Source organism: Nocardioides sp. (genome assembly GCF_025964975.1).
GTDB lineage: Bacteria > Actinomycetota > Actinomycetes > Propionibacteriales > Nocardioidaceae > Nocardioides.
In genome coordinates, this window is the sequence record NZ_JAOPXV010000051.1 from 1 (window position 1) to 10517 (window position 10517).

Annotated in this window: 12 protein-coding genes and 4 tRNA genes; 8 read left to right on the forward strand and 8 right to left on the reverse strand. The window is 69.4% G+C overall.

All coding sequences use genetic code 11. From position 1 onward, the window contains the following. Nucleotides 1-828, reverse strand: an 828-nt coding sequence (locus tag JWN68_RS03810; RefSeq protein ID WP_297734935.1) for a DUF4331 domain-containing protein, incomplete at its 3' end; no start/stop codon positions are given. A 233-nt stretch (nt 829-1061) separates the two neighbouring features. Between JWN68_RS03810 and JWN68_RS03815 the strand changes: the two genes are divergently transcribed. After that, entirely contained in the window at nt 1062-1877 is an 816-nt protein-coding gene (locus JWN68_RS03815) for a lytic transglycosylase domain-containing protein (RefSeq protein WP_297734938.1), read from the forward strand. Between the two features lie 57 nt (nt 1878-1934). Here the strand turns inward: JWN68_RS03815 and JWN68_RS03820 are convergent. The 4 genes from JWN68_RS03820 to JWN68_RS03835 form a co-directional block, all read right to left on the reverse strand. Next, nucleotides 1935-2011 (reverse strand) — tRNA-Phe (locus JWN68_RS03820). A 51-nt stretch (nt 2012-2062) separates the two neighbouring features. Next, on the reverse strand, nt 2063-3415 hold the full coding sequence (locus JWN68_RS03825) for a HAMP domain-containing sensor histidine kinase (protein ID WP_297734941.1): 1353 nt from the start codon (nt 3413-3415) through the stop codon (nt 2063-2065). A gap of 4 nt (nt 3416-3419) precedes the next feature. Further along, the gene (locus JWN68_RS03830; protein WP_297734944.1) at nt 3420-4589 is read right to left on the reverse strand and encodes a cytochrome P450; all 1170 of its coding nucleotides are present in this window, start codon (nt 4587-4589) and stop codon (nt 3420-3422) included. Nucleotides 4590-4767: 178 nt separating this feature from the next. Continuing rightward, nucleotides 4768-5160 carry a response regulator gene (locus JWN68_RS03835; protein WP_297734947.1) on the reverse strand — a complete coding sequence of 131 codons (393 nt, stop codon included), beginning with the start codon at nt 5158-5160 and terminating at the stop codon, nt 4768-4770. Between the two features lie 122 nt (nt 5161-5282). Between JWN68_RS03835 and JWN68_RS03840 the strand changes: the two genes are divergently transcribed. The 3 genes from JWN68_RS03840 (at nt 5283) to JWN68_RS03850 (ending at nt 5962) form a co-directional block, all read left to right on the forward strand. Beyond that, a tRNA-Glu gene (locus JWN68_RS03840) sits at nt 5283-5355 on the forward strand. Between the two features lie 98 nt (nt 5356-5453). Beyond that, nucleotides 5454-5530: transfer RNA gene (locus JWN68_RS03845), tRNA-Asp, on the forward strand. Between the two features lie 78 nt (nt 5531-5608). Further along, complete coding sequence (locus tag JWN68_RS03850) at nt 5609-5962, forward strand: metallopeptidase family protein (RefSeq protein ID WP_297734948.1); 354 nt, start codon at nt 5609-5611, stop codon at nt 5960-5962. On the opposite strand, the gene JWN68_RS03855 is transcribed toward JWN68_RS03850, so the two are convergent. The 3 genes from JWN68_RS03855 to JWN68_RS03865 are packed head-to-tail and all read right to left on the reverse strand — an operon-like array spanning nt 5953 to nt 7657. Next, nucleotides 5953-6297 carry a CrcB family protein gene (locus tag JWN68_RS03855; protein WP_297734951.1) on the reverse strand — a complete coding sequence of 115 codons (345 nt, stop codon included), beginning with the start codon at nt 6295-6297 and terminating at the stop codon, nt 5953-5955. The two genes, JWN68_RS03850 and JWN68_RS03855, sit on opposite strands and share 10 nt — an antisense overlap. After that, nucleotides 6294-6728, reverse strand: a complete 435-nt coding sequence (locus JWN68_RS03860) for a CrcB family protein (RefSeq protein WP_297734954.1) — start codon at nt 6726-6728, stop codon at nt 6294-6296. Before JWN68_RS03860 ends, JWN68_RS03855 begins: the two co-directional genes overlap by 4 nt. Then, entirely contained in the window at nt 6725-7657 is a 933-nt protein-coding gene (locus JWN68_RS03865) for an ATP-binding protein (protein ID WP_297734958.1), read from the reverse strand. The genes JWN68_RS03860 and JWN68_RS03865 overlap by 4 nt, the downstream gene beginning before the upstream one ends. 241 nt (nt 7658-7898) lie before the next feature. On the opposite strand from JWN68_RS03865, the gene JWN68_RS03870 reads away from it, so the two are divergent. The 4 genes from JWN68_RS03870 to JWN68_RS03885 all read left to right on the forward strand — a co-directional run. Then, complete coding sequence (locus JWN68_RS03870) at nt 7899-9374, forward strand: NAD(P)/FAD-dependent oxidoreductase (RefSeq protein WP_297734961.1); 1476 nt, start codon at nt 7899-7901, stop codon at nt 9372-9374. Nucleotides 9375-9467: 93 nt separating this feature from the next. Further along, nucleotides 9468-9540: transfer RNA gene (locus tag JWN68_RS03875), tRNA-Lys, on the forward strand. Between the two features lie 68 nt (nt 9541-9608). Further along, the gene (locus tag JWN68_RS03880) at nt 9609-9926 is read left to right on the forward strand and encodes a hypothetical protein (RefSeq protein WP_297734964.1); all 318 of its coding nucleotides are present in this window, start codon (nt 9609-9611) and stop codon (nt 9924-9926) included. Then, the coding region (locus JWN68_RS03885; protein ID WP_297734967.1) for a PQQ-binding-like beta-propeller repeat protein at nt 9874-10517 on the forward strand (644 nt) is incomplete at its 3' end. The genes JWN68_RS03880 and JWN68_RS03885, both read left to right, overlap by 53 nt.

The following is a 10517-nucleotide window of genomic DNA, read 5'->3' on the forward strand; positions in this document are numbered from 1 at the left end:
GGAGACCTGGACGAACTTGCCGTTGGTCGACTTCTTCTGCGTCGTCGACCAGGTGCCGATCACGGGGTTCTTCTTGGCGTTGCCCTTCTTGGCGAGCCACCGCTGCGGGACCTGGAGGGCCACCGACTGGACGTTGAAGCCCGCCAGGGTGTCGTCGCCGGCCTCGGAGAGGTCACCGCCGTAGAGCAGGTCGAAGACGCGCAGGTCGAGGAAGAACGGGTCCTCGGCCTGTCCGACGAAGGACTTGACGTTCTTCTTCGGGGTGGTCGTCGCCTGGTTGCGCAGCGCGGCGTAGTTGGGCATCGAGGCCCCGCCGACGTTGGACGGCGCGACGACCTTGTTGCGGACGATGACCTTGGACGTGCCGTTCTTGATCCGGACCAGCTTGTAGGTCTGGTAGAAGTTCAGGTCCTTGTCCTTCAGCGACGTCACCGGGCCGGTGTTGTAGAGGAAGGTGTCCTTGGACCGGTAGTGGTCCTTGAAGGTCCACCGGAACGTGATGTCAGCCTTGGCATCGTGGTTGTTGTCGATCTTGATGTCGTACTGCGCATCGGTGGCCCACGGGAAGAAGTTCGGGCCACCCGCCGGCTCCTCGAACGGGATCCAGTTTGCCGCGAGGGTGATGGTGCCCTTCTTCTCGGGGCTACGGAAGGCGTACGTGTCCGTGTTGTCGTACTGCGGCAAGCCGGAGATCATGGGAGCTTCGCGGTGGCTTGACGCGGTGGCACCGGTTGGTCCGAGACCGGCGAAGCCGACGCTTGTCAGCAGTCCGCCGGCGCAGGCCAGTGCTACCGCACCTTGCCGCTTGGTGGGTCGTGAGCGAGTCATAGAGAACTACTCCTTGGGTATCGGCACGTGGCGGCCCGAGCGATTTCTGCACCGGAACGCGCTTGCCCCGGGCTCGTCGATGAGCCGGGATGAAGGGTGTTCGGAGTCACACGGCCCCCGGATTGGCTGGACGCCGAAGAATCGCGTGCCCGCGGGCCGGACCGACCGACCAGCCGCAATGGGTTGTGGAGAAACCCATGAAGAGACCAGCTCCAGCGGTCACCATGGTCAACATGACCTCCACCAGGCAGCCCGACGTCGTCGGACTGCGTCGATGCTCGATCCGGGTGAAGCTGCTCCATGCGGTGGGGCTGATGGCCGGGGTGGTGTTGCTCGGTGCCACTGGCTCGGGCGTGCAGCCAGCTTCGAACCCGCACGGTCCGGCGATCAGCGACCAGAAGATCGTCCCCCGCGGTCAGATGTCCCCGACCGTGGTGCCGAAGACGACCAGGGCAACCAGGGGGACGAGCAGAAGCGACAACAAGGCGCCGAGTGCCGCGGTTGACCCGGCGTGGGCACGCCGTACGGCCAGGGCCGCCGCCATTCCGCTGCCTGCCCTGACGGCGTACGCACGGGCCAGCATGCTGGCTCCGCGGGGTTGTCGCATCGGCTGGACCACCTTGGCCGGGGTCGGGTGGATCGAGTCGCAGCACGGGACGCTGGGTGGTCGTCGGCTGAGGCGCGACGGACAGTCCTCGAGTCCCATCCTGGGCCCGGCGCTCGACGGTTCGGGGGAGTTCGCTGCCATTGGGGCAACGCGTGCCTCCGCCCGCTGGCACGGCAACCGGACGTGGGACCGCGCGGTCGGCCCGATGCAGTTCATCCCGTCGACGTGGCGCACGTGGCAGGCCGATGGCGACGGTGACGGGTCAGCGGACCCCAACGACCTCGACGACGCTGCTCTCGCCGCGGCGCGCTACCTGTGCCAGTCGGGCGACCTCATGGTTGGCGACACCTGGGCGCGGGCGATCCTGAGCTACAACAACTCGACCGACTACGTGCTCGACGTCTACACCGCAGCCGACGCGTACGACGACCGCACCCGCTGAGACGGGCAGGAACCAGCGAAGCGCCCGGTCGGGACGTGACCGGGCGCTTCGCTGTGCTGGTGGCCAGGGGCGGGGTCGAACCGCCGACCTACCGATTTTCAGTCGGTCGCTCGTACCAACTGAGCTACCTGGCCAAGCGGGGAAAGATTACATGAGCGCCGCGGCGACCGCGGAATCGCCTCAGGTCAGGCGACGACGTCGACGTCGGGAGGGGATGGCTGCCCCCCGTGCAGGGGCAGCTCCACCCAGAACACCGAGCCCGCTCCTGCAGTTGATTCGGCGCCGATGGTCCCGCCGTCACGCTCCGCGATGGACCGCGACAACGACAGCCCGAGTCCGGTGCCCTTGACCGACGCGCCCGCGAACCGCACGAAGGGCTCGAACGCGCTGCTGAGCTGTGCGTGCGTCAGCCCGGGGCCGGTGTCTCGCACGATGACCCGGAGCCGGGGTTCGCCCGACTCTCCGATGAGGGTCTGGCTGGAGACCTCCACCGAGCCCCCGGGGACGTTGTGGACGACCGCGTTGCCCACGAGATTGGCCACGACCAGGCGGAAGCCTGCCGGGTGGGCCCACACCTGCTGTCCTGCGGGGAGGTTGCTGGAGAGTCGTATGTCGCCCGCGCGCGCCGCGGTCCGGTGCCAGTGGAGCACGTCGGCGACGGCCGCGTCGACCGCCACGCCCTCTCGGAGGTCGGCACCGGCCAACGCACGCCCGGCGCTGAGCAGGTCCTCCAGGACCGCCATCAGCTGCTCGCCGGCCCTCAGGATGATCCTGCCGTCGTTGGAGACGCTCGCAGCGAAGGCGTCGCCCTGGAGGTCGTCGGCGGCCTCGACCAGCATCTCGGTGTAGCCGATGATCGCCGTCAGGGGAGTCCGCAGCTCGTGCCCGATGGATGCGAAGAAGTGCTGGTGGGTCTCGCGGGTCTGGGCGCCGGTCGTCACTGCCTCGGCAACTGAACGACGCGCCTGCTCGAGGGCGATGCGTGCGGTCAGTGCGGCGTGGATGAGCCGGAAGTCTGCGACGCCGCCCAGCGGCCAGGGGCCCACCTGGGTGCTGCCGAGGGCCAGGCTGCCGAACATCACCCCATCGGTGATCTGGGCGCGGACCACCATGCTGCGGATCCCGCAGCCGGCGATCTCCTTGCGGTCCTGGTCGGCCTCCGCCGGGAGCCGGTCGATGTCGTCGATGGTCAGCACGGCCTCGCGAGCGCGTTGCGACACCCACGGCATCGTCAGTGCCGCCTCAGGCCCCGCATCAGGTGGAGGCAGGATGGAGCAGGCCGAGCCCGGCCTGACCCACTCGGTCACCCAGGCGCGCTGACCGAGGTTGATCCAGCCCGCGTCGTTGTCGGGAGCGAAGGTCGTCAACGCGGCCGTGACGATCTCGACGCGGGGGAGGGACAGGAAGTGCTCAGCGATGAGGGCGAAGCTCTGGTCGAGCGGTGTTGCGGTGTCCAGGACCAGGCCCGCCACTCGGGAGGCCCCGGGGGAGACCGCGACGTCGGCGGGCACCTGCTGCGACGCCGATGAGCCAGTCATGGCGTCATTGTGTCGGAGAAGCGAAGCCGAGGCGGGCAGGGCTGGGCAGGATCCCGCGGCTCTGGTCGATCGTGACCGGCTCCGCAAGGGTCAGCTCGTGCTCCAGCGCCCAGGTCGCGAGGTCGCGGAGGAGGCGGAACCCCAGGGTCCGTCCGGGACAGGCATGTGCGCCGGCACCGAAGGGGAGCCAGGCTCCCGGCCTGAGGTCTTCGCGGCGCCAACGTCCCGGCTGGAAGCCGCCGAGGCTCGCGGGACCTCCCGGCACGAGCTCTGGCGATCGTCCCAGGAGGAGCGGGCTGACCAGCACCACCTCCCCGCCCGGCAGCTGACGGTCCGCCAGGGTCACGGGACCGGTCGTGATGCGGGCGGTGATCCAGGTGGGCGGAGCAACACGAAGGCTCTCCCACACGACATGGTCAGGCTCGAGCTCGCGCTCCGGGTGGGCAGCCAGCAGCACAAGGAGCCAGGCGCCCGCCGCGATCGGCACCTGCACCCCGGCTGCGAGGAACGTGGCCACGACGTGAGGAGCGTCGTCGATCCCGCACACCGACAGCACGCGAGCCAACGTGTCCTCGAGCTCACGACGGGCCCTCGCCTCGTGCCGGCGGATGCGGCTCCACCGACCTGGGTCGCGTCGACGGGAGATCACCGGACCGAGGGCGTCGATCCACGCGAGCACCTGGTCGGCCAGTGCATCCCGGTCTTCCGGCGAGCAGCCCGGCAGGGCGGCACCGCACGTCGCGCGCGCCACCGGCCGTCGAAGGGCCTGCATGGCATCGATGACCCCGCCGGCGGGTGACGTCGTGGCCTCGGTGATCACCTCGTGCCACTGCGTGAGGAAGGTCCTGCCCCCGTCTTCGACCTGGGCCGGAGTGAGGGAGGCAAAGACGTGATGGCCACTGCGCGTGTCGCTCGTGCTGCCGGACAGGTCCGTACCTCGCGTGACCGTGCTGGGGAAGTCGAAATGGGCGAAGTCGGTCAGGACCTGCTTGGCCTGCACGAGGTTGGTCGTCAGCCATGGACCGTGCGCGCCGAGCGGCGCCAGCGCACCGTTCCTCGGAGCGCGAAGAACAGCGCCGAGACGACCATCAGTCGTCTCGGCGCTCTCGATCGCGACCGGGCATCCGCCCCCGTGGTCGCGTGCGTGGCTCAGCGCGGCGGCCGCGGACGCCACGAATAGATGGCGTTCATCTGGTCGGCGACTCGCTTGGAGGCACGGCGTTGCAGGATTCTGCTCATCATCGGGTGGTTCTCCCTCTCCTGGATGTGGCCGTGCTCGCGGTCCGAGACGCGGCAGCGGGGCATCCCTCCCAGTGGGTCCCCACTCAGCACACTACGGGCGAGACCTCGGCCTAGAGAAGGGTTTCGACATTTGTCTCGGCGATGAGCTCGCGCAGCCTTTGGGCGCGCAACGGCTTCTGGACGACGTCGTGGACCCCGAGCTCCTGGAGGACGGCCCGACGATCACCCGCCCATGCCGTGACGACCACGATCCGCAGTCCCGCGCGGCGGTCGGGATGCTCGTTGAGCCAGCGGACCACGTCCTCGCCGCTCATCCGCGGCATGGTGAGGTCGAGGAGCATCACGTCGTAGGCATTGTCCTGGAGCGCCTCGACCGCCTCGACGCCGTCCACGGCCTCATCGGCATCGTGTCCCTCACGCACGACCATGCGCACCATCAGGTCGCGGATGTCGTCGGTGTCCTCCACGACCAGGAAGCGCAGCCGTTTCGCGTCGGTGCTCACGAGACGAGCGTATCGGCGCAGACCAATGTGTGCCTGATGTTTAACCGGGACACGGTTTTGGGCGCCCCCATTCCCTGGCCCTATGCTGTGGGACGCCGCTGGGACACAGGTCCTCGAGGCAGGCCCCCATCGTCTAGCGGCCTAGGACGTCGCCCTTTCACGGCGGTAGCACGGGTTCGAATCCCGTTGGGGGTACGGCGCATCACTCGGCTCGACCTCGATTGGGAGGGCCGCCGAGGGATGGGTTAGAGTTCCACCCGCTTGCCCGAGTTTGACTGCAAGCAGCACATCCTGGCCCCGTAGCGCAGTTGGTTAGCGCGCCGCCCTGTCACGGCGGAGGTCGCGGGTTCGAGTCCCGTCGGGGTCGCCAATCGCACTGGCCCGGAGCCTTGCTCCGGGCCAGTACGCGTCCCAGGCTCTGCTCGTCCCGGCCGCCTAGGGTGTCGACATGCCCCTGGAGATCTCGGCCGCCGAGTTCGACCGCCTTGTCGGAGAGGCACTCGACTCGCTGCCGGACGAGATCGCCGCGCGGGTCGAGAACGTCGTCGTCCTGGTCGAGCCGACGGCACCGCCGGAGGACCCGGACCTCCTGGGGATCTACGACGGGGTGGCGCTGACCGAACGTGCGGCCAACCATGCGGGCGACCTGCCAGATCGGATCCTGCTCTTCCGCGACAACCTGCTGGAGATGTGCCGGACCCCCGAGGAGCTCGCCGACGAAGTCCGCATCACCGTCGTGCACGAGGTGGCCCACCACTTCGGCATCGACGACGCCCGCCTGGGCGACCTCGGCTACGCCTGAAGCACGAGCTCGTGGGCGAGCGCGAAACCCCCGGCGCAGAGCACCAGCGCCGCCGCGGCCGTGCTGACGGCGTACGCCAGGCCCAGGCGGGGGCCCCGGTCCACTGCCTGGACGGCGAGGGCCGAGAAGGACGTGAGCGCTCCGCAGAAGCCGGTGAACGCGAAGGCCCAGGTGTGGCCGTCGAGCGACAACGCCGCGAAAACACCGGCGAGGGCGGATCCGAGAGTGTTGACGACGAAGGTGCCGAGGGGCCACCGGCCGTCGAGCGTCTCCGAGCACAGGTAGCGCAGCGGCCCACCGACGGCGGCGCCCAGCGCCACGAGCAGGGCCGTCACGCGAGGGGACCGGCGATCGAGCGAGCGAGCAGCCGCCCCGCGACTGCAGCGGCCAGGCACGAGGACAGGGTGACGCCGACGTAGAAGGCAGCTGTGCCTGGTGCCCCGTCGCTCGCCAGGCCGCGTGACTGCTCGGCCCACGTCGACACGGTGGTGAAGCCGCCGAGAACCCCGGGTCCGAGCAGGACGGAGAGGTGCGGCGATCGGCGTACGGCGCGGATGGCCGGGAGCGCAGCGAGCGTGAAGCAGCCGCCGACGTTGATCGCGAGGGTCATCCAAGGCACATCAGGACCGGAGGAGCCGTGCCGTCCCAGCCACCAACGGAACAGGGCGCCCGCCGCGGCACCGACGGCAACGAGCAGGAACGGGAGGAGCAGGCCAACGCCCGCAGCAGGGGTCTCCGACTGAGCGACCCCGGCCGGTCTCGTCACGAGACCTGCTGGTCGGGGCTGGCGTGGGCAGCCTCCGCCCGTTGGAAGCCGCTGGGGGGCTCCCCGTTGATCTGCTGGATCAGCTCGGTGAGGTACCAGATGTGGAACTCGCGCTGCTCCGCGGTGCGCTGGAGCGACAGCAGCCGCTCGGCCTTGCAGAAGGCGTCAGCGAGGTCGAACATCTCGAGCATGGTGGTCAGGATGGGCCCCGCCTCCGGCTCCACCTTCACCTCGAGATCGATCGCGGCCACCCCGTCGCGGCGTGCGCGTTGCACGGCGAGCTGCGCCTCGCGCGGCAGCTGGTGCTCATAGCTGGCGAACATCTCCGACAGGTTGGCCGCAAGCGGGTAGTCCTCCTGGTGGGCGACGGCCAACAGGCGAAGCTCGCGCCGGAGGTCGGCGTACTGACGGCTGAGCTCGGTGGCCAACGCCACGTCCATGCCGAGCAGGGTCACGCTCACCGCCTGGTCGCTGCGACGCTGGACCTGGGCGTCCACGGTGCTGTCGAAGACGGGTTCGGGGGTGTTGTGGTCGCTGAGCTCGGCGGCCGGTTCGAACCAGACGACCTTCCCCCTGTTCTCGATCGAGGCGCCCCAAACGACCGCCGACATCGCGACGAGAGAGAGACCGCGGCCGAAGGTGGCCAGGAAGTCCTCGGGATCGGCCGCCTGCGACGGCGGGACAGGCGCCTTGGAGGAGCCGTCAAGGACCTCGACGCGCGGGTGCGTGCTGGTGCCGCGCATGCGTACGGCGATGGGTGCCTCACCGTGCAGGATCGCGTTGGCGACCAGCTCCCCGGTGCCCATCTCGGCGCACTCGACGAGGTCGTCCCGCTCGAGCTGGCGGCAAACGTCCGCGATCCAGCGCCTCGCGTCGGCAGCCGCGCGCGGCGACTGTGACAGGGGCAACGGATCCTGGTTGAGTGGCAAGTCACTTCTCTCGGTGGACCGACGTGAACACTCCAGCCTTGGTTGGCTACCCACTGCAAGCATCAACCAAACGTGTCGACGAACTTTTTGTATCTTGGCGCCGGTCGCCGGTGTGATCAACCCGACGCGGCCGTGAGTTCGCGCCCGAGGCGTACCAGCGGGACAATCGGGTATACGGACTCCAGTCGGCCGCAGGGGTTCCGCCCACACCGAGGCGATGAGCGGCTTCGAGAGGATTCACATGTCGACGATCCAAGCACCAGACCGTCACCGGGTGGTCGTGATCGGGTCCGGCTTCGGTGGCCTCTTCGGCACCAAGGCGCTGCGACACAGCCCCGTGGACATCACCATGCTGGCCAAGACGACGCACCACCTCTTCCAGCCGCTCCTCTACCAGGTCGCGACCGGGATCCTGAGCGAGGGCGAGATCGCCCCGCCCACCCGGGAGGTGCTGGCCAGCCAGGACAACGCGCAGGTCCTGCTCGGCGAGGTCACCGGTATCGACCTCGAGCAGCGGTTGGTGACCAGCCAGGTCCTCGGCCGCGAGACCGTCACCCCCTACGACTCCCTCATCGTCGCCGCGGGAGCCAAGCAGTCCTACTTCGGCAACGACCGGTTCTCCGAGCACGCGCCTGGGATGAAGAGCATCGACGACGCCCTCGAGCTCCGCGGCCGCATCTTCGGCGCCTTCGAGATGGCCGAGCTGGGCGCCAACCGGGGTGACAACGTGGACCACCTGCTCACCTTCGTCGTGGTCGGCGCCGGCCCCACGGGCGTGGAGATGGTCGGCCAGATCGCCGAGCTCGCGCACCGCACGCTCAAGCGCGACTTCAGGGCCATCAACACCCGCAGCGCGCGCGTCATCCTGCTCGACGCCGCCCCCCAGGTACTGCCGCCCTTCGGACAGAAGCTGGGCGAGAAGGCCAAGGCCGAGCTGGAGAAGCTCGGCGTCGAGGTGATCCTCGGCGCGATTGTGACCGACGTGGACGAGCGCGGCATCGAGATGAAGTTCAAGGACGGCCGGCTCGAGCGCATCAACACTGTCACCAAGATCTGGGCGGCCGGCGTGCAGGCGAGCTCGCTGGGCCAGGTCCTGGCCGAGCAGACCGGTGCCCCGCTCGACCGCGCTGGTCGCATCGGCGTGAACCCCGACCTGACGCTCCCGGGCCACCCCGAGGTCTTCGTCGTCGGCGACATGATCGCCCTCGACAACCTCCCGGGCGTGGCGCAGGTGGCCATCCAGGGCGCGAAGTATGCCGCCAAGGAGATCGACAACCGGCTCGAGGGCAAGGCGCCCCAGGAGCCGTTCAAGTACTTCGACAAGGGCTCCATGGCCATCATCAGCCGCTTCAACGCGGTCGCGATGGTCGGCAAGCTCCGGCTCACGGGCGTGATCGCCTGGCTGATGTGGCTGGCCGTCCACCTCGTCTACATCACGGGCTTCAAGAACCGCGTCACCGCGGTGCTGCACTGGTTCATCTCGTTCCTGGGCCGTGGACGGTCCGAGCGCACCACGACCGAGCAGCAGATCTTCGCGCGTGCCGCACTGGCCCGCCTCGGCCGCGGCGCCACCGACCTGGTGTCAGCGCCCGGCGAGTACGACGCCGCGCGCGACGACCAGGAGCGGCAGCGTCGTGAGGAGCTGGAGAAGCACGCTCTCGAGGAGTCGCGGCTCACCGACAGCGGCTCCCGCGGAGTGCCCCAGGACCAACGCTGAGGTTCCTCCCTTCGCCGTACGCCCGCGTGCCTCTCGGCAACGGGGCGGCCACCTTGTCCGGCCCGGGCTGTCGATCGATAGTCTTGGGCGCAGGGGCCCTTAGCTCAGTTGGTAGAGCGTCGGACTTTTAATCCGCTGGTCGTCGGTTCGAGCCCGACAGGGCCTACCGTCGTCGACCTGCACGGTCTGCCGCCCGCCGCTCCGACGAGCGCGGCACCCGGGCACCATGCGCGCATGGATGACCAGCCGCTCGTGGCGTGCGGGCACTGCGGGTCCCGCAACCGCCGTACGTCCGAGCAGTGCTTCATCTGCGCCCGGCCGTTGACGGGCCTCGAGGTCGAGGTCCCGGTCGTGCGGGCGGTCGTGCCGCCGGAGCCCGTGCTCGCGCCCGCCGCTGGCGGGGCCGAGCGGATGGAGAGGGGCGCCGTGGCCGACGAGCTGGAGGCGGAGCCCCGCCAGTGGGACGTCAAGCCGTCGTACGGCAATCGCGGCCGCCGCTGTGGCTGGCACCGTCGCCCTCGGCGGCGGACTGGTGGTGGCGCGCGACGGTGACTCCGTCAGCGACCCCTTCGCGCTGCGCGCGGCCGTCACCGAGGAGCCTGAACTGGCGTGGACCTGGGACGCGGAGACGGGCGTCAACATGGTTTCTCCGATGGACCAGGGCGCGTTGGTGGTGCTGCGTGACGGCGCGGTCGTCGCGCTCGACGAGGACGGCGCGGAGCAGTGGCGCCAGGACGTCCGTGGTGCGGGCTACGCCATGCACGACGAGTCGTCGAACGTGGTCCACGTCCTGAGCTCGGCATCGGAGGAGCGCGAAGTCACCGCGCTGGACGCCGAAACCGGCCAGGAGTTGTGGGTGGTCCCGGCGGACTGGGTGACGACGGTCGGAGATGCGACCGTCGTGATCAACGAGGACCAGCTGCATCGGATCGACCCCGAGGACGGCTCGGAGATCTGGTCGGTCGGCATCGACGGGTACGGCGCCGTCTCGGAGGACGGGGTGTACGGATTCAAGGACGGGGACCTCCACGCCTGGGATCTGGACGGCGACGAGGCATGGGTCTCCGAGGCCGAGCTGGGGGACCGGCCAGCGGGGGCCGGCAACACCGTGGCAGCCCAGGACGACTTCGTCGCAGCGGCCGG

What these genes read in the sequence shown, in the direction of transcription:
- JWN68_RS03870 (WP_297734961.1), top strand. Translation starts at nt 7,899, where the DNA reads ATGTCGACGATCCAAGCACCAGACCGTCACCGGGTGGTCGTGATCGGG.
- JWN68_RS03825 (WP_297734941.1), bottom strand. Translation starts at nt 3,415, where the DNA reads ATGACTGGCTCATCGGCGTCGCAGCAGGTGCCCGCCGACGTCGCGGTC.
- JWN68_RS03850 (WP_297734948.1), top strand. Translation starts at nt 5,609, where the DNA reads ATGCCCCTGGAGATCTCGGCCGCCGAGTTCGACCGCCTTGTCGGAGAG.
- JWN68_RS03815 (WP_297734938.1), top strand. Translation starts at nt 1,062, where the DNA reads ATGACCTCCACCAGGCAGCCCGACGTCGTCGGACTGCGTCGATGCTCG.
- JWN68_RS03880 (WP_297734964.1), top strand. Translation starts at nt 9,609, where the DNA reads ATGGATGACCAGCCGCTCGTGGCGTGCGGGCACTGCGGGTCCCGCAAC.